Raw genomic sequence first — 18,134 nt, forward strand, 5'->3', positions numbered from 1 at the left:
TTGTTTTTAATGATGATGGTGTGTTAATTTTTGCCAGTCAAAAAATGGACCAGGGTCAGTTTTTCTGTCTGGTGCAATATCTGAATGACCTACTATAGCTTGAATTGGATAGCTGTTGTTGAGGCAATCCACTAATTTATTGAGCGTTTGGTACTGAATGTCCTCAAACGCTTCGAAATCAGACCCTTCAAGCTCTATTCCGACCGAGAAATCGTTACAACGTTCACGTGATTGCCAATTGGATTTGCCTGCATGCCATGCTCGGTTCAGGCATGAGACGAACTGTATGAGTGCGCCATCACGTCTTATTAGAAAATGTGCTGATACCTGATGGGCATAAATACCTGCATAATAAGGATGCTCATCGGGATCTAGCCGGTTCGTAAAAAGCTCAATAATGCCATTGCCGCCATATTGGCTTGGTGGGAGGCTGATGTTATGAATCACAATCAAACTGATTTCTGCATTAGGGCGTGCATCAAAATTAGGTGATGCGATTTGTTGCGCATGCGCCACGAAACCATCATTATTTATAGCGTAATTTTCCATGATTGCTAATTTTATGCTGACTTCAGTTTAAAATGCCAACATTAATGAAGCGATGCTTCAAATAAAAGGAAATTTAAATGGTATTTTTAGAACTGTTAGTGATGCTTATTGTGATTTTGATTGCCGCTGAGGTGTTTACCAATGCACTTGAGCATTTAGGTGAGAAATTGGGCATCTCAGAAGGCGTAACAGGATCTCTATTCGCGGCGGTGGGCACTGCGTTACCAGAGACCTCAGTACCTTTACTTGCGCTGTTAGCGGGCACACAAAATGCTGCGACTAACGAAGAAATTGGTGTGGGTGCTATCTTGGGTGCGCCTTTGATGTTAGCAACGCTTTCTATTTGCCTCATGGCAGTTTCAGTATGGCGCCGGAGAGGTACACAAGGGCATCTAAGACCAGAGCGTACTGGGTTAGCACGTGATCTTAACTTTTTTATTATCGCATTTAGCTTTGCTGCAGTTGCTATGTTTGTGCCGCACAGTCTAAGTGTTGTGCGTTACGGTTTGGGCTTTTGCATGGTACTGATTTACTTTGTCTATGTCATGTTGACATTACGTGCATCAAAATCACTTGTTGAAGACGGGCACGCGACTGAAGCTGGTGGTGAGATGTTCTTATGTAAGTTGGGTCTACCAAACAATATGGTAGTTATCTCTGTGCAGTTGTTCTTGGGTTTGGCGCTACTAGTGGCTGGTGCTAAGGGCTTTATCGGTGGTGTAGAAGAAGCTTCCCATTTGCTTGGTATTTCAGCATTGTTACTCTCTCTGTTGATTATTCCAATTGCAACTGAGCTCCCAGAAAAAGTGAATAGTATTTTATGGATACGCAAAGGTAAGGACACGCTAGCGTTTGGCAACATTACAGGTGCGATGGTGTTTCAGGGCACATTGCTACCAGCGATTGGTATTATGCTTACCCCTTGGGAGCCTCGTCGTGAAGTATTGTTAGGGATTGTCTTAACACTAGTTGCGGCGATATGGCTACGCTACTTGGTGCAAAAAGGTGGATTGCGTGTTTGGCACTTGTTAGTGAATGGCGCTATCTATGTCACTTATCTGTTCTTGGTGTTGGCATAGAACGTTGATTGTCTTGCTAATGCTGCGCCCATGTTGGGTGCAGCATTAGTTTGGTCAGTTTGATGAATTTAGTGATCTTCTGCATCGGACTCTAAGTCTAGGTCACTATCTTTGGTGAGACCAAGTTTCGCAAGCCGATAGCGTAATGTGCGGAATGTCACGCCTAGCAGTTTGGCAGCAGCCGTTTTGTTGTTATTCGTTTTATCTAGGGCCTGAATAATGGCCTTTTTTTCTACCTCTTCAAGGTAGTCAGTCAGATTGATTTCATTGGAGTGATGACTGTCAAACATAACATTAGGAATGTTAGTCGGTGCATCTAGACTTCCCTCCGTCAGTACGTCCTCAACGTTAATCGTCTCTCCATCACATAGTGCAAGCGCACGTTCTAGCATGTTTTCTAATTCGCGCACATTGCCTGGAAATGCTAGGCTAGAAATATAAGTGTGTGCTTTAGCGTCAATCTTAGGTGTTGCGATATCTTGAGCTTGGCACAGCTTATTGAGTAACATTTCGGTGAGTAGCGGAATGTCAGTAGGCCGGCAGCGTAGGGCTGGCATCTTAAGTTGAATCACGTTAAGCCGGTAATACAAATCTTTTCTAAATTGGCCTGTATCCATCATTTCGGTTAAGTTTTTATGCGTCGCACTAATAATACGTACATCGACGGCGTCTTCATTTGTACCACCTACCATCCGGACTTTTTTCTCTTGAATCGCTCTTAGCAACTTTACTTGCATTGCAAGCGGCAAGTCAGCAACCTCATCTAAAAATAATGTTCCACCGTTAGCGGCTTGAAATAAACCTTCTTTATCTTGATTTGCTCCCGTGAATGCCCCTTTTTTATATCCGAAGAACTCACTCTCCATTAAATTTTCAGGAATAGCACCACAGTTAACAGCAATAAAGGCACCATCGGCACGCGAGCTGTTTTGGTGGATAAGTTTAGCCGCCAGTTCCTTTCCGCTACCAGATTCGCCGCTGATGTAAACCGGCGCTTGGCTACGAGATACTTTTGCAATCATGTTACGCACGTATTGAATTTGCTCAGAATTGCCAATCATTTCTAAGGTGTTAGGTGTGTTTTGAGCAGTCCTTGCACTCAGCTTGAGCGCAGACTCAATCACGGGGCGTAGTTGTTTCAGTGAGATTGGTTTGGCGAGATAGTCAAAAGCACCAGCTTTGAGTGCAGAAACAGCATTGTCCGCACTGGCATGAGCGGTAATCACTGCTACTGGTAAGCCTAGGTGAAATTCATTAATATAGTTAACAAGGTCAAGACCAGTGCCATTCGGCATTTGCATGTCAGTTAAACATAGCGCGTAGGAGCGTTGCTTGAGCATGGCCTTAGCCTCCTCTAAACTACTTGCGCTATATGTTTCAACATCCATACGCTCTAGCGTCATCGCAAGCAGTTCGCGAATGTCGGTTTCATCATCTACAATTAAGCAGCTAGGTCTTTGTTGCATACTAAAATATTGCCCTTTGACGGATTGCGGTATTAGTTGATTGTTTGTAATTGAAGAATAAAGGCACTGCCTGAATCTAGTTTTTGGTAACTTAGGCGCGAACCATTTGCTTCTGCAAGTTCACGTGAAATGTAGAGGCCTAAGCCATTTCCTGTCGTTTTTGTTGTGTAAAAAGGTTCAAATAGCTTGTTACGATTCTCTTCTGCAACACCCTCACCATCATCAATGATTTCTAAGTTTAAACCAGCTCTTCCATTTTTTGCACAGTTTAACTTTAAGCTACCCACCTGTTTCTGGCTATGCTCCCAGCCATTTTTACACAAATTCCACAAAATTTGCATCAAATGGCGCTGGTCATAAGCAATGAATAAGTTGTCTTTAAATGATGGTATTTGAAAATGTGAAGCAGGTATCTTTTCTACAGCACAGAATTGGGTATAAAAATCGAGAATGAATTGGTTAAGCGATAACCTTTCTTGGTTGGTGCGGTCACGGCGATTGAGCTCAAGCACATCTTTGATGATTTGATCAATGCGTTGGATATTGTCCGCAATAATTTGCAACATCCGTTTGTTCTGTACGTTAAAGTCTTCTTCTTGTAGCAACTGATTGGCATGGCTAATCGCGCTGAGTGGGTTGCGTATCTCGTGTGCGATGTTGGCTGTCAGTCGTCCAAGTGCTGCCAATTTTGATTGTTGTGCGGCGGACTGTATTTGACTCCAGTCTTGAATAAAAATAACGGCACCGTACAGACGACTGTCATGGTTAATTGGCTCTAATCTTAGTTTTAACTCTTTATTGTTAATTGAAATGATGAGGTTTTCACTGATGTTCTCTGCATGCATCCATCGTGTAAATACATGCGCGATTTCTATCGCACTATCACTGAGTTTTATGGTTTCTTCATCATCCACTTTCTTACGCGTAAGTAGTGGCATTGCTTGTGAGTTGTGATGGTGAATATTCAGAAACTGGTCAATGACAATCACCCCATCCTGCATTTCTTCGGTGATAAGCGCATTTACCTGTGCCAAGTTTTCAAGATCAATCCCACGCGCAGAAGCCAGCGCTTCACTTTGCGTCATGCGTTTAGCAAAGCTATATCCCAACCAGGCGGTCGCAAAGCAACTCAAGCTCAGCATGGCGGGTTGGCTGTACCCTGAAATAGGCAACATCCACTTGGCTATTTGATAACTTTGTTCTAGTAGTAAGCCGATGGTAGCAATCGCTGCATAAAACAGCGCTAAGCGTCCATTGCTAATTAGGCTGGCTGTAACGATGGTGATGATTAATAGTAGCCCTAAACCACTTTGTATGCCGCCTGCAGCATGCATAATGAAAATGATAAAGAATATATCAATAATAATTTGTACTGGGTTGAAAAAGACCAGAGCCGATGATCTGACAGGAGCGACAAGCAGTAAGGTGAAACTGAACAGGGAGTAAGCTAAGGATAAGCTAAAGAATAAAGAGGCATCTTGGGTTTCTCCCCAGTTCTCTTGCCCAACATATAAGGAAAATAATACAAAAATTAAGCTTAATATGAGCCGAAAGACATTGATAATACGAATCGTACGCGCTTGCAGTGATAACTCACTCTGTGCGGTAATATTTTGATAGAGGATATTATCATTCATCGTTATTTCTTGCGCTTGATGTATGGCTTAAATTTAATCGGCATCGGTGCTATGAAGCATCTGATTTGATATGCGCTTTGGTACAGTAAAATTTACCATCAACTAAAAATGCCTCAGAGCGCGGTAAGTGCACATGGCATTGATCACACTCCACCATATTCTCAATATTGGTTTCTTCCTGATTTTTCTGTGCTGGGGATTTATTTTGATTGGTACTTAAGCCACGTTTAATCAGTTGAATGACTAACCAAATGACGATACCCCAAAAAATTAGCTTCCACATAATATAAAGTTGCTCTTGTCTTGATCATTAAATTTAGATTGTAACTAAAAGCGCCAGTTTCGTTTGATTTTTCATGAATATACGTTTACTAGCTCTAGCTGCCTCAATTAAACAGTTGGAATAAGTGTATTGTGTTTCAGCTGTCATATCTACACTCAACATCTAAATCTAAGCCATCAGAGGGCTCAGTAGTAAATCCAGTAGAAAATACAAACCTGATATACTTAAGCCTAAACATGCAATTCAGTTTGAGCATGACATTCGCTTCACAGTATAAAATACCAATCTAAAATATGGCGTTTAATTTTTAACATGGCAACACCCAAGGAACTCTCTGACTTTCTCGCAGCGACAGAGCGGCGTGCATTTAAACAGACGGCTTATGCGGTCAGAGATGATCATGCTGCGCTTGATATCGTGCAGGATGCTATGATGAAACTGGCCGATAAATACGGCGCTCAACCTGTTTCAGAGTTCCCCATGCTGTTTCAGCGTATTTTACAAAATACGATGCGTGATTACTGGCGTAGGCAAAAAGTGCGTAACCTGTGGACCACCCTCTTGTCATCATTCGGCGGCAGTGCTGATGACAATGAAGACCGTGATCCACTTGATACGATAGACGTGGGCGATGATGGTGACGAGCCTTCAGTCCAAATTGCACGTAGTCAAACAATTGCATTGATAGAGCGGGCATTAGAAAAACTACCAGCACGTCAACGTGAAGCGTTTGTGCTGCGTTACTGGGAGGAGATGGACGTGGCAGAGACAGCGGAAATTATGGGATGCTCCGATGGTAGCGTTAAAACACATTGCTCACGAGCGGTGCATGCTTTGGCTGTGGAGTTACGTAAGCAAGGGTTAGATAAGCTGGGCTTGTCGAATGTTACCTTAAATGGACCTAGATAATGGCTCGAAAAATAGGAGCGAGCAATGAAAATTGATGACAACAAACATATAGATCAACAAGCATCTTTGGACGCAAACGTAGAAGATCAAATAGCTCGCAATATTGTTGAGTTGCTAGATAGTCGCGCGCAGAAATTACGCGATGAGCATTCGTTGCGTTTGGCAGAAGCACGTAGCCTAGCGATAGGTAGATTAGTCAGTCAGGAAGCGCAATTGGCCGCTAGCCATAGCATCCACCGGAGTGGGCACACCTTGCAATGGTTTGGTGGGCGTTTCGGACATTATTTTGAGCAGCATCGCATTTTTTCCACCTTGTTGGTGGTGTGCGTGATGTTGTTAACTTTTTTCGCTGTACAACAGTTTAGTGTTAATCATCAAATAGAAAATAGCGATGCATTCTTGTTGGCCTCTGACTTGCCACCAGAAGCATACGCAGACAAAGGATTTACTGCATGGCTGGATACCAATTGAGGCTTAAAAGTTTAGTTTTTGCGTTCGCGCTGTTTGTCTCTGGCGTTTCAGTCGTTAAGGCAGCTGACGTATCTTGGGCTGAGCTTAATGATGCACAGCGACAAGTGCTAAATCCACTGGCTTCTGAGTGGGATACGTTGCGCCCATGGCAACGTGAAAAAATGCTCGATATCGCCAGTGACTACCCGAAAATGAATGCTGACAAACAAGCTTTGGTTAAAAAGCGCCTGACTAACTGGAGCCGGATGACGCCTTATGAGCGTGAGAATGCTAGAAAAAGGCATCAGCAATTCAACGCCTTGTCTGCTGATAAAAAAAGTGAGCTACGTAAGAAATGGCTAGAGTACCAACAGCTACCTGAGTCTGAGCGAGCTAAATTACGAGCAGAATCGCCAGATACCTATACTGATGCAGATTTGAACTAAACATTCGGCGCTGTTTTTTTAATCACAGTTTATACTGTATTTAAAAAAACAGCGCCGAAGTATCTATTGTATGAACCCTCAACAACACGCCACTATTTTGTCGAAAAACCAAGCCCCAAGTTTAATTAAGTTATGCGCATGCATGGTCTATGAACTGCTTACTATCATTGCACTGTGCATTGTATTTGCAGGGATATTTTATGGCATATTCGGTGACGCAACTGAAGGTGTTAGACGACTATTTCAGCAGGTCTTTTTGTGGGCGATTTTAGGAATCTACTACCTCTGGTGTTGGACTAAAAGCGGCCAGACAGTAGCTATGCAAGCTTGGCATATCAAAGTAGTGACTCAAGATAATGCACCACTTTCTATGCAGATGGCGTTGAGGCGCTATGTGCTAGCTAGCTTAAGCTTAATGTTATGTGGTCTAGGCTTTTTGTGGGTAATAGTCGATAAGGATCGGTTGTTTTTGCATGATCGTTTGCTTAAATGCAAGATCATCATTGCCTAATACCATATCAATCCCCCCCCTTAAGATTTGCTAATGTGTGATTGGCTTTAGTTTACCTACGGTCGATTTGTCTTAACATAGCAAGCCCAGCTAACAGGAATAGTGCTGTTGGTGTAATAGCACTGAATGCAGGCGCCCAGTCGTTTAGCAAACCCAGATGAACAAAGGTTCGGTTAAGAATCTGGTATAAAACACCAAGCATGATCCCGATAAATATTTTAGTGCTGGCGCCTGTTGCACGTTGCTGTATAAATGCAAACGGTAGTGCCAATATCACCATGACTAGGCTGGCAAGCGGATACACTAACTTGGCCCACAGTGCCATTTCATAGCGTGTCGTTTTTTGCTTATTAATTGATAAATGATCAATATATGCATATAAGTCCCATGCAGACATTTTCTCGGGGAGCACTAATAAAACATTCAATAGTTCTGGGCGTATCAGTGACCGCCATGTTGCCTTGTCTAGATGCTTGACGTAGTTGTTGTCTTTTTCAAAATGGGTTTGTGATACAGATTTCAAATGCCATTGATTATCTTCAAAAAGTCCTTTTTCTGCATGGCTCACAGTGCGCAGGTTGAACTGATTGTCGAACTCATAAATATGAATGTTCAACAACGTTGTATCGGCCAATACTTCTTCTACATTTACAAAGCTGCGCCCATCTTTGACCCATAGTCCTGACATGAAGTCTTGCACAATCACAGAGTCTGTAGCCCTGATGCGCAGGCGCTGTGCCATTTTTTCACTAAGTGGCGTAATGAGTTCGCCGATAAGAAAAGTGATGAGTGTAAATATTAAACCCACTTTTAGTAGCGTAGTGGCAAGGCTATAAAGCGAAATGCCGCTCACCCTCAGCACAACTAACTCAGAATGTCGCGCAAGCTGGCCTAGACTGTACATACAGCCAACAAGCACCGCTACCGGCATCACATCATAGATATGGCCAGGCGCGCTAAGCATGACAAATAGTATCACTTTACCTAGGCCATAATTGCCCTGACCTAGACTCTCAAGCTCTTGTATCAGATCAAAGAATGAAAACATGGCAATGAGTGCCAATGTAATGAGCAGCACATTGACTGTAATTTCTTTGAGTAAATAGCGTGTAATGATTTTCATAAAAAGATCGCTGGCTAACTAGTTAGCTTGATAAGGCGGATGAAGGACGTTTTTTTAGCCAGCGCATTGAGAATATACTCGGGAGTATCGGTAGTTGGCGTCCGCGTCGATAGAACATGTAAATGGTGAGTAGTAAAAAGAATAAATGCACGGGCCATAAGCCAACCAGTGTGTTGAGTTTTCCTTGAGCAACCCAAGCCTGAAAGATGCTCAGTAGGTTGTTATAAATGATGTAAATAATTAAGGCGAGTACAAAGTTAGCTGAGCGCCCAGCACGAGGGTCCAAGGCGCTTAATGGTATAGCAAGCAGGCATAAAATCAATGCGGAGATTGGAATTGCGATGCGCCATTGTAACTCTGCATTATTGGTGCTATTGATTGAGTCGACTAGCTCACTCGTGGGTTTTGATTGGGTGCTAGGAGGCCTTTCTTTAGCCTCATTCGCTTCAATACGAATCGCATACTTCTCAAATGCTGTCGTTGAGAACTCTGCACTCCCCCTCGAGCCCTCATAGCGTTTACCGTTTTCCATTAGCACAAAATTATCACCGTTTTTTTCGGTGTAGCGACTACCTTCAGCAGCAACAATCACGCCTAATTTCTGATGTTGTAAGGTTTGTACAAAAATGTTTTTGACAACATTACCTAGCTCATCAAAGCTTTCCATAAAAAATACACGCTCTCCATTGGCTGATTCTTTAAATACACCCGGACTAATGGTGGCTAGGTCATCACGCGATTCTAGTTGAGTTCTGTAGAGCTCACCTTTACTTGTGGCCCATGGCATGACAAAAAGGCTAAGAATCAGAATAAACAATATCACAGGAAAAATGAAAGTCAGTACTGGGCGAACCCAGTGGTTGAGACTAAGCCCACCACTAAACCAAATGACCATTTCTGAATCACGATACCAGCGGGATAATGTCATTAATACCGCTAAGAACAGTGCAAGCGAGAGTACCATAGGTAGAAATTTCACCATGTTAAAGCCTAACATGGTGGTGATTGCATCGTTAGGCAGAATGCCTTTAGCTGCAAGGCGAACTAAGTTGCCAGCACGCTGTGCGATAACAATTCCAATTAAAATAAGGAAAGCACCTGCTGCGGTTGAAATTAATTCTTTTATTAATGAGTGCCTAAAAAGCATATGATGGACTGAAAACCAATTTATTTACGACTATGAATTACGTGTAAAACACGCGATAATTTAATCAAACTTAACATGATGAGTGATTTACTAACATTTGATTGAATTTATGCTGATTGCTAAAGCTCTATTGTAGAGTAGTTAACTTTAATGCAGCGATGAATCTGTTTTAAATCTGCACTTTAAATCTGCATTTAGGCAAAAAATTCAATGCAATAACAACAATATCAAGGATGTAATACTATGGAATTTAGCATAAAAACGAGCGTAGCGGAAAAACAGCATCATCATTGTGTGGTTGTTGGTGTGTATGAGGGGCGTGAATTGTCGGATGATGCACAAAAAATTGATGCATTGTCGGGTGGGTATGTGAGTAAGGTGCTTCAGCATGGAGATTTAGAGGGTAAGCTAGAGTCGACCTTGATGTTGCATCAAGTGCCGGGAGTGCAAGCAGATCGTATTTTGTTAGTTGGTTTAGGCAAAAAAACTGAGTTTAAAGAAAAGCAGTACTGCAAAGCGGTGCGTGCTTCAGTGAAGGCTTTGAGCACAATTAGTGCAGATGAGGTGCTGATAATGTTGGCTGAGTTGTCGGTCGGTGAGATGACAACACGTAAGAAAGTGTCGCATCTTGTAGAAACGGCATTAGATGCTACTTATCGCTTTGAGGCAATTAAACGCAAAAAAGAGGCTTCAGAAGAAAAAGAGTCAAAAAAAGGCATTAAAGTATTAAATATACAAATAGCCGATGCGACTGACCTTGCTGAGGCTAAATCTGGTTTAGTGGATGGTAAGGCAATTGGTGATGGTGTCAGTCTAACTAAAGACTTAGGTAACTTACCGCCAAATGTCTGTACACCTACCTATCTTGCAGAGCAAGCACAGGCGTTAGCTAAGACTTACGGATTAACTGTTGAAGTGCTGGAGCGTGAAGCTATGCAAAAATTAGGCATGGGTTCGTTTCTAGGGGTTGCGCAAGGTAGTGAAGAGCCACCTAAATTAATTGTATTGCAACACTTAAAAGGTCATCAAGATCAGAAGCCTGTGGTGTTGGTTGGTAAGGGTATCACTTTTGATACGGGAGGTATTTCATTGAAGCCTGGTGCTGAAATGGATGAGATGAAATACGATATGTGCGGCGCAGCGACGGTACTCGGGTTGTTCAAAACAATCGCAGAAATGGACTTGCCGCTGAATGTCATCGGGGTGATTCCAACCTGCGAGAATATGCCTGATGGTCGTGCAACAAGGCCAGGAGATGTGCTCACTAGTATGTCAGGTCTAACCATTGAGGTGTTAAACACTGATGCAGAGGGGCGTTTGATTTTATGTGATGCATTAACATATGCAGAACGCTTTGAGCCAAGCGCCGTAGTCGACATTGCAACACTCACAGGTGCATGTGTGATTGCATTGGGACATCATGCAACTGGTTTGTTCAGTAATAACGATAGCCTTGCTAAAGAGCTATTGCAGGCAGGTGAGCAAGCGCTAGATCGTGCATGGCATATGCCAATGTGGGACGATTATCAGCCACTATTGGATAGTAATTTCGCTGATATTGCCAATATTGGCGGCCGTGCGGCTGGTAGTATCACCGCTGCTTGTTTCTTGTCTCGCTTTACTAAAAAGTATGATTGGGCACATTTGGATATCGCTGGTACCGCTTGGAAGTCAGGTAAAGAAAAGGGCGGTACTGGTCGGCCAGTGCCTATGCTGACCGAGTTTTTAGTTAGCCGTGCGCGTAAGAGTAGCTAGTTGTCGTTACAAAGCGAAGTATTAACAATGGCTACGAAGCATGACTAAAATCGAATTCTTTTTTAACGTTCCAGACAAATTAGCTAAGGTTGCAGACCTTTGTAGTAGAGCAGTTGTTAAGGGACGTAAACTCACTGTTTTTACGCCAGATGACGCGATCTCCATGCGCATTCAGGAAATGCTTTGGCAACACTCGCCAACAAGTTTTTTGCCGAGTGCTTGTCCGAAAGCGCCTGATGAGAATGATGCTCCAATTTTGCTAGATAAGGATGGAGAGCATCTTCTACAGGATGATATTTTGATTAATTTAAAAGTGGGGCATCCACCATTTTTTAGTCGATTTAAATATTTGGTTGAGCTGGTTGGTGTGGATGAAGAGGATAAGGCCTCCGCACGAGCAAGGTATAAGTTTTATCGAGATCGCGGCTATCAGATCAAATCGACTGATGAGTCTGCTACTTAGATTGTTTGCAAATAGGTGTGGTTGAGAGGATGTTAATTTAAATGCAAGAACATGATGATATTCCACTGTTAACAGAGGTGCATGCTTTGCCGGCGCAGGCTTTGGCTACTACATTTAATGTCACCCCCGACTTAATTGCAGCGATTGCAGCCGAAATCAGGCCACAAATCGTGAGTGAAGTTGAGGCGTCAATCGCACAAAAGATTAAAGAAGATGTGCGACAAGCATTGTTAGAGCACCTGCCAAATCAATCAGCTAACATAGAAGCAAATCAGACAGATGCCTTGAGTGAATTGACACAACAGAACAATCAATTTGTTCAGCAAGTACTACAGTCGCAACAAGACGCAGAGAATACATTAAGGAACCAAATCGGTGCGGAGTTGATGAGTGCGAAGCAAGCCATCATGGAGCAAACGTCTGTGTTTGTGGATAGAACACGTGCTGACTTTGCAACAGAGATACCAAAGATGGTGCATGCTAATGTAGATATCATTAAGGCAGATTTGGCGCAAAGCTTAACGCAAATGCAATCGCAAGTCGTGATTGATGTACAGCAAAACTTAACTGCAACACTGCCTAAATTAGAGCAAACCTTAACCGATGAGTTGCAGGCATCATTGCAAAGTTTAGAAAGAACGACAGTAGAAAACGCTGCACATGAGTTGCAGGATAAAATTTCAAGGCTACATGAAGATATACTCGCTCAGCATAAAGCTAATTTGGCGCAAGATTTGGCAAGTATTTATAAGGAGCTAACGCAGCATACGCAGTCCGAGTTAAGTATTTATTTGGATGCAATTCAATTGCAATCGCAGCAAGCACTTCAGCAGAAGCTAGGGGATACTTTCCCTGCGCTTTATGAGGAACTCTCTAATCAATTAACCGCAACGCTAAAAACAGATTTTCTGGCACTGGCTGAGCGTGCTAAAAATGATTTTATACAAGGCCTGAATGCAGAGTTGCCTAGTACAGAGCAAGCTTTGGCTAATAAAGTGCTAGAGGTGTTGACGGCTGAAATGCCAAGATTAGAGCGTGAGTTGGCTACAAATATTAAGACTGAAATTGTAAAGACTGTTGAATCTGTACGCTTGGTGTTTTCCGCCTCTTAATGGATGCAAGGCTTGAAGTCATGATGCTTCAGCCTTATTTAAAACATCCCATTAACTGCGCACGCGATTGTTCTTGTCGGCTTCTTTCTAGTCAAAGTTAAGAGTTAATCAGGGTTTCGTAAGCTTCAGCAGAAAGCAATTGTTCAGCGTCTTTGTCATTGTCTGCTTTGAACTTGAATATCCAAGTGTTATAAGGCTTGTCGTTGATTTGTTCTGGTGAATCAATCGCAGATTGATTCACTTCAACCACTTCTCCGTTAATCAGTGCGTGTAGGTCTGAACCTGTTTTGACGGACTCTACCAAGCCGCATGGCTGCTCTGCTGTTAATCGAGTACCTATCGTGGGTGCTTCAACAAATACAATGTCCCCAAGTAGGTTTTGCGCATAATCTGTGATGCCTGCTTCCCATAGACCATCTGCTGTAGATTTTACCCACAAATGTTGAGGACTGAATAACAAAGATTGTGGCGTTTGCATGCTAGTTGCTCTGTGTTTTTTAATTAATATTGACTTAAATTTTAACGTAAATTGGGCCAAAATTGATTTATTTTTAATCACGACGATGGTTAACTGAATTATCCTTAAAAATAATGATGACAAAGCTAAAGTTTTTATATAGTATTGTGCTGTAACTCCATGAGATATAAGCCATTATGAAAAGTACGTTGCGAAAGTTTATTCTAGTCTACATCAGCTTAGCGCTTAGCTTAGCGCCTGTGGCCGCGGATGCCGCAACTGACAAAAAGCATAGGCAGGCTTCAAAGCAGTCCAAATCTTCAAGTAAATACAAAGCGGTCAAATATAAATCTAGTTCTATCCGTGTCAAAACTCGCTTGCCTGCTCGCAAGGCGATTGCTTCCGTTGATCATTACGATGGTACTACTCCCCTGAAATTAGCATCTGCCAAAGCGTTGGTGATTAATCAACTGACGGGTGAAGTCTTGTTTGCTAAAAATACTAATTTACCTACACCAATTGCATCTGTGACCAAGTTAATGACTGCAATGGTGATGTTAGACGCGCATTTGCCGATGGATGATTTGCTTTATATCTCGGATGAAGATGTGGATTATCTTAAACATACCACTTCAAGATTAAGTGTCGGCACAATGTTAACGCGTGGTGAGTTGCTACAATTAGCGTTGATGGCCTCAGAAAATCGAGCAGCGTCTGCGCTAGGGCGTAATTATCCAGGTGGTCCCAATGCATTTGTAAAAGCAATGAACCAAAAAGCAAGATTGTTGGGAATGAATGCGACAAGATTTGTCGATGCAACAGGTTTGGATAGCAATAATGTATCAACCGCAGAAGATTTGGTAAAAATGGTGGATGCTGCATATCACTATCCTGAGATTCGTCAGGTAAGTACGTTGCCATCGCAGGAAATTACGTTGTATGGACGCCAGAATCCGCTTAATTTTGTGAATACAAATGCTTTAGTGCGTGGCGGTAAGTGGGATATCGGCTTATCAAAAACTGGATTTATTAACGAAGCTGGTCGCTGTTTAGTGATGCAAGCACATATTTCAGGTCAACCAGTGATTATTGTATTGTTAGACTCGGTAGGAAAACTTACCAGAATTGGTGATGCTAACCGTATTCGTAAGTGGGTGGAAAATAACGAGGCCGGCTCTCTAGGGGCCTTTGTGAGTGGTTAATCCATATCGCGTAATAAGGTTTAGATGATAGAGTACTTTGAAGTACTCAGATATAAAAAATGCCAGTCAGTGACTGGCATTTTTTGTGGTTAAGCGACAGTAGCGTTATACGAATCTTATTGTGATTACGCTTTCGGTGGCACGTATCCGCTTGCCGTGTCTGCACCGTCGCCGAAGAAGTACTTTTCAGTTTGCTCTGCCAAATACTTACGTGCTGAAGGGTCAGCCAAACTTAGACGATTTTCATTCACAAGCATAGTTTGCTGCTTTAGCCATACCGCCCAAGCTTCTTTTGATACGCTCATGTAAATACGTTTTCCCAACTCGCCTGGGTATGGAGGGAAATCCAAGCCATCTGCCTCTTTACCCAATTTAATACAATTAACAGTACGTGCCATGATTGTCCTTTTGTTTAATCTAATCGTGATTGCTTAAACCGTTATGATAGCGCATGTTAAAATCTATTCATTAAACTATTAACAATTTAACGTGACGTAATCAATTTTTTAGAAAGTCTATGATGTTAACACCTTCCAATAAGCCTGTAGAACAGTCGCAAAATTCTAAACATTTAGCAACCAGCCCATTTAAAGGAAAAACTGGTATTCGCCGTTTGATTAATGCATTTGGCTATTCCCTTGAAGGATTTAAAGCAGCGTTTGTTCACGAGGATGCTTTTCGCCAAGAGGTATTTCTCGCGATTGTTTTGGTGCCCCTTGCTGTTTATTTAGGTGAAAGTCCCGTTGAGCAAGCTTTGTTGATTGCGAGTGTGTTGTTGGTATTAATCGTTGAGTTGCTTAATTCTGCGATTGAGGCGGCGGTGGACCATACCTCTACTGAGCATCATGCGCTTGCAAAGCAAGCTAAAGATATTGGTAGTGCTGCGGTATTTATTGCGTTGCTGATTGTCGCGGTGGTTTGGGGTTTGGTGTTATTTGCTTAAAAAAATCAAATGAGCACAAACCTAGCCTGAGTTTTACTAGACTATGTTTGTGCTTTGTCATATCACTAGGTTTAATTGGTAGCTAGAAGTCGCCACGTAGCCCAAATAATATTGATCGTTGACCTTGCATAGAGATGTCTTTTAGAAAGGACGCATGGTCGCGAATTTCTTGGTTAAGTAGGTTGTTGGCTTTTGCAAATAGCTCTAAATTCAATTTGGTTGGTAGTTTGTAAGAAACAAGTGCGCTGACATTGGTGTAGCCATCAGTTTTTAACTCGTTCTCAGCGGTGCGATCTTGCCCAAATGCCTTCAGAACATCCAATCTCGCACCAATGCTATTGTGCTGATAGTGTAGACCAGCACCTAAGCGTAATGGCGCAATTCTAGGCAGGTACTTGTCATTACGCTCATCTTTGGCGTGAACGTAGTCGCCAAGTAGGTTCAAGTTGAGATGGTCGGCAATGTTGAGTTTTGCTTCAGCTTCTAAACCTTTAAATATGGCGGGGACTGCCATAAATTTCGCTTCTGGTAAGAGCTCACCGTCAACATCAATCTCATTCCCTGTACCAAATAGCCCGATGAAGTTGCTAAATCTGGTGTAATAAGTGCCGACACTAAATGAGTTTTTTGCATCTTTCCAGCGTAGTTGGGCATCAATGCCATTTGAGCGCTCTTTCTTAAAGTCTGCATTGCCTACTTCAAACTGTCCAGTGGCAACATGAGCACCATTAGCATATAGTTCGAAATAGCTAGGTGCACGCTCGTTGTGAGATAGGTTGCCTGTGAGTGACCAGTGGCTATCAATACTATATAAGCCACCGAGTGCGAAACTATTTGGGTTGAAGCTGTTTTGCTGCGCCGCACCAAAATTGGCATGAGTTTTAGCGTCTACCGCAGTGTGGCCCAGTCGACCGCCGAAGGTGACTTTGTGTTGATCGATGGCCAGTTCTTCATAGACGTAGAGTGCTTGGTTTTGTGTATTGACGCTAGGCACAAAGGCTTCATCGCCTAATGCTTCGAAATTTGTGTTATTGAACTGATAGCCGACTACACCGTTTAATTGTCCAATCGGGAGATGACCTAATTCAACACTGCTTTCAATGCCTCTGTTTGTGAACGTGGTGCCTACTTCGCCGTCTTCCAGTTCGCGATGCGCATAGTCAGTATGAGCGATACGAAATTTAACGCGATTAATGATGCCGCTTAGGTCTGTAAACTCGCTCGCCACATCCCATCGGTCGCTCTGCATGTCGATGCGGACATTCTCTTCAGCCACTACGCCATAATTATTGTTCAGCGTTGAAAATGAGGCGCCGATATAGCCATTATCAAAGGTTAAAGCTGCACCTAATGCGCCACCATCACCTTTTGCGCTGCTGTTGACTAATTGCCCACGATTCTCACGGGCAGGGCCGCCAGGCTGCTCACTTTTACGACGAGATACGGCATAGCCTGGAATGTCCAAATCGCTGGTTTCGCGGGTATATGCATCGGCATGAATCGCAAATTGGCCGTTGCCGATGTCAATCACTGCCGCACCATTCCGTGTGTTGTCTGGGCCACCAAACCTTGCTTCTGCGCGTCCAGTAATGCCATCTAATTGTTCTTTAGGGATGCGGTGGTCAATCGCATTGACCACGCCACCCATTGCACTGCCGCCATATAGTAAAGCTGCGGGGCCACGTACTACATCAATTTGCTCAATGATCAGTGGGTCGATGCCTACGGCATGGTCAAAGCTTAAGCTCGACGCATCTAAAATGCCAATGCCATTCTGCATGATACGCACACGCTCGCCATCTAATCCGCGAATAATTGGACGTGAGGAATTAGGGCCAAATTGAGTTGCGCTGACGCCCGGAATGCCACTAAGCGTGTCGCCTAATGTGCTTTCTCGTTTCAGCGATAGCTCTCGTCCACTGAGTACGGATACCGGCACAACTAGTGAGTCGGAGCTAACACCTAAAGGGTTGCCTGTCACGGGGACTGTAGGTAAATCTATCGTCGTATTGGTGTCTGCTGCAATGGATGGTGATGCAAGTGTCATTGCTACAGCAATCAATATAGGTCTAAATACAAATGTGTTAAGCACTTGTACATTAGGAGCGTAATGCATATTAATAACCTCAAAAATAAAAACGAGTAATCAGCAGGCGGATAACGTCTGCAGTTATTTAAAAATTAAATACTCGCTATTTGAGGTGGCGCTCTTGCTGCGTAGGGGCTTGATGAGTAGTGCTGAAAAGGTGCCTGCTGGCTCAGTGTCGCATCTAAGGTAGTTTGGCAGGATGGCGTTGTTATAGAGGCAGGTAATACGCCGCTAGCGATTTTTGCATAACTAATACATTGAGCACATTGCTCGGCAACTGTATTTTTTTGCTGAGAGTTTTCATCACTCTGAGAATGTTTGGCACCATCAGTGATGTGACTAATTTCGTGCGTGGCAACGCCTATCTGCGTGAAAGCAAATACAAGGATAAGCGTTAAATTAATGAGCAGTCTTTGCAACATAGTTGCGTATTTTAGCAGGTTTTTAGTATTTGTTTAGTTAAAAAATTAGTGGGTGCTGCAAGATTCAGGCGTACTTCATATTCAAGTCGTT

The 18,134-nt window shown here is 42.9% G+C and carries 20 protein-coding genes; 10 read left to right on the forward strand and 10 right to left on the reverse strand.

Annotation, left to right across the window (positions count from 1 at the left end; genetic code table 11):
• Positions 1 to 6: 6 nt before the first annotated feature.
• On the reverse strand, positions 7 to 549 hold the full coding sequence (gene ampD / locus A391_RS0101750) for a 1,6-anhydro-N-acetylmuramyl-L-alanine amidase AmpD (protein ID WP_019896911.1): 543 nt from the start codon (positions 547 to 549) through the stop codon (positions 7 to 9).
• Positions 550 to 626: 77 nt separating this feature from the next.
• Here ampD and A391_RS0101755 point away from each other — a divergent pair, with 77 nt between their 5' ends.
• Positions 627 to 1,628, forward strand: coding sequence for a sodium:calcium antiporter (locus A391_RS0101755; RefSeq protein ID WP_019896912.1), 1,002 nt, complete (start codon positions 627 to 629; stop codon positions 1,626 to 1,628).
• A gap of 68 nt (positions 1,629 to 1,696) precedes the next feature.
• Here the strand turns inward: A391_RS0101755 and A391_RS0101760 are convergent, their stop codons facing one another.
• The 3 genes from A391_RS0101760 to A391_RS0101770 are packed head-to-tail and all read right to left on the reverse strand — an operon-like array spanning position 1,697 to position 5,014.
• Positions 1,697 to 3,094 (reverse strand): sigma-54-dependent transcriptional regulator, encoded by a 1,398-nt coding sequence (locus A391_RS0101760; RefSeq protein WP_019896913.1) that lies wholly within the window; start codon positions 3,092 to 3,094, stop codon positions 1,697 to 1,699.
• A 32-nt stretch (positions 3,095 to 3,126) separates the two neighbouring features.
• Complete coding sequence (locus A391_RS0101765) at positions 3,127 to 4,731, reverse strand: two-component system sensor histidine kinase NtrB (protein WP_019896914.1); 1,605 nt, start codon at positions 4,729 to 4,731, stop codon at positions 3,127 to 3,129.
• Between the two features lie 49 nt (positions 4,732 to 4,780).
• Positions 4,781 to 5,014, reverse strand: coding sequence for a PP0621 family protein (locus tag A391_RS0101770; protein ID WP_019896915.1), 234 nt, complete (start codon positions 5,012 to 5,014; stop codon positions 4,781 to 4,783).
• A gap of 312 nt (positions 5,015 to 5,326) precedes the next feature.
• Here A391_RS0101770 and A391_RS0101775 point away from each other — a divergent pair, with 312 nt between their 5' ends.
• From A391_RS0101775 to A391_RS0101790, 4 genes are all read left to right on the forward strand, one after another.
• Complete coding sequence (locus A391_RS0101775; protein ID WP_019896916.1) at positions 5,327 to 5,923, forward strand: RNA polymerase sigma factor; 597 nt, start codon at positions 5,327 to 5,329, stop codon at positions 5,921 to 5,923.
• A gap of 24 nt (positions 5,924 to 5,947) precedes the next feature.
• Entirely contained in the window at positions 5,948 to 6,394 is a 447-nt protein-coding gene (locus tag A391_RS0101780; protein WP_019896917.1) for a DUF3619 family protein, read from the forward strand.
• Positions 6,376 to 6,819, forward strand: a complete 444-nt coding sequence (locus tag A391_RS0101785; RefSeq protein ID WP_019896918.1) for a DUF3106 domain-containing protein — start codon at positions 6,376 to 6,378, stop codon at positions 6,817 to 6,819. The genes A391_RS0101780 and A391_RS0101785 overlap by 19 nt, the downstream gene beginning before the upstream one ends.
• Positions 6,820 to 6,889: 70 nt before the next feature.
• Entirely contained in the window at positions 6,890 to 7,330 is a 441-nt protein-coding gene (locus A391_RS0101790; RefSeq protein ID WP_019896919.1) for an RDD family protein, read from the forward strand.
• 52 nt (positions 7,331 to 7,382) lie between these two features.
• Here A391_RS0101790 and lptG read toward each other — a convergent pair whose 3' ends face one another.
• Together lptG and lptF are read right to left on the reverse strand one after the other, a co-directional pair.
• Positions 7,383 to 8,453 carry an LPS export ABC transporter permease LptG gene (gene lptG, locus A391_RS0101795; RefSeq protein ID WP_019896920.1) on the reverse strand — a complete coding sequence of 357 codons (1,071 nt, stop codon included), beginning with the start codon at positions 8,451 to 8,453 and terminating at the stop codon, positions 7,383 to 7,385.
• A 22-nt stretch (positions 8,454 to 8,475) separates the two neighbouring features.
• Positions 8,476 to 9,600, reverse strand: coding sequence for an LPS export ABC transporter permease LptF (lptF, locus tag A391_RS0101800; RefSeq protein ID WP_019896921.1), 1,125 nt, complete (start codon positions 9,598 to 9,600; stop codon positions 8,476 to 8,478).
• 243 nt (positions 9,601 to 9,843) lie between these two features.
• Here lptF and A391_RS0101805 point away from each other — a divergent pair, with 243 nt between their 5' ends.
• Genes A391_RS0101805 through A391_RS0101815 form a run of 3 tightly spaced genes read left to right on the forward strand, consistent with a single transcriptional unit; the run spans position 9,844 to position 12,930 of the window.
• Positions 9,844 to 11,355 carry a leucyl aminopeptidase gene (locus A391_RS0101805; protein ID WP_019896922.1) on the forward strand — a complete coding sequence of 504 codons (1,512 nt, stop codon included), beginning with the start codon at positions 9,844 to 9,846 and terminating at the stop codon, positions 11,353 to 11,355.
• A 40-nt stretch (positions 11,356 to 11,395) separates the two neighbouring features.
• Complete coding sequence (locus tag A391_RS0101810) at positions 11,396 to 11,818, forward strand: DNA polymerase III subunit chi (protein WP_019896923.1); 423 nt, start codon at positions 11,396 to 11,398, stop codon at positions 11,816 to 11,818.
• A 41-nt stretch (positions 11,819 to 11,859) separates the two neighbouring features.
• Complete coding sequence (locus tag A391_RS0101815) at positions 11,860 to 12,930, forward strand: hypothetical protein (protein WP_019896924.1); 1,071 nt, start codon at positions 11,860 to 11,862, stop codon at positions 12,928 to 12,930.
• 97 nt (positions 12,931 to 13,027) lie between these two features.
• Here the strand turns inward: A391_RS0101815 and gcvH are convergent, their stop codons facing one another.
• The gene (gcvH, locus tag A391_RS0101820) at positions 13,028 to 13,408 is read right to left on the reverse strand and encodes a glycine cleavage system protein GcvH (protein ID WP_029143924.1); all 381 of its coding nucleotides are present in this window, start codon (positions 13,406 to 13,408) and stop codon (positions 13,028 to 13,030) included.
• 176 nt (positions 13,409 to 13,584) lie between these two features.
• Here gcvH and pbpG point away from each other — a divergent pair, with 176 nt between their 5' ends.
• Positions 13,585 to 14,589 carry a D-alanyl-D-alanine endopeptidase gene (pbpG, locus tag A391_RS0101825; RefSeq protein ID WP_019896926.1) on the forward strand — a complete coding sequence of 335 codons (1,005 nt, stop codon included), beginning with the start codon at positions 13,585 to 13,587 and terminating at the stop codon, positions 14,587 to 14,589.
• 125 nt (positions 14,590 to 14,714) lie between these two features.
• Here the strand turns inward: pbpG and A391_RS0101830 are convergent, their stop codons facing one another.
• Positions 14,715 to 14,987: an oxidative damage protection protein gene (locus tag A391_RS0101830; protein ID WP_019896927.1), complete on the reverse strand. Its 273-nt coding sequence runs from the start codon at positions 14,985 to 14,987 to the stop codon at positions 14,715 to 14,717.
• Positions 14,988 to 15,109: 122 nt separating this feature from the next.
• Between A391_RS0101830 and A391_RS0101835 the strand changes: the two genes are divergently transcribed.
• Complete coding sequence (locus A391_RS0101835) at positions 15,110 to 15,532, forward strand: diacylglycerol kinase (RefSeq protein WP_081621941.1); 423 nt, start codon at positions 15,110 to 15,112, stop codon at positions 15,530 to 15,532.
• An 82-nt stretch (positions 15,533 to 15,614) separates the two neighbouring features.
• On the opposite strand, the gene A391_RS0101840 is transcribed toward A391_RS0101835, so the two are convergent.
• Complete coding sequence (locus A391_RS0101840) at positions 15,615 to 17,648, reverse strand: TonB-dependent receptor (protein WP_019896929.1); 2,034 nt, start codon at positions 17,646 to 17,648, stop codon at positions 15,615 to 15,617.
• A 65-nt stretch (positions 17,649 to 17,713) separates the two neighbouring features.
• Complete coding sequence (locus A391_RS0101845; RefSeq protein WP_019896930.1) at positions 17,714 to 18,043, reverse strand: hypothetical protein; 330 nt, start codon at positions 18,041 to 18,043, stop codon at positions 17,714 to 17,716.
• Between the last annotated feature and the right edge of the window lie 91 nt (positions 18,044 to 18,134).

The sequence above is a fragment of the Methylotenera mobilis 13 genome (genome assembly GCF_000384255.1).
Lineage (GTDB): Bacteria > Pseudomonadota > Gammaproteobacteria > Burkholderiales > Methylophilaceae > Methylotenera > Methylotenera mobilis_B.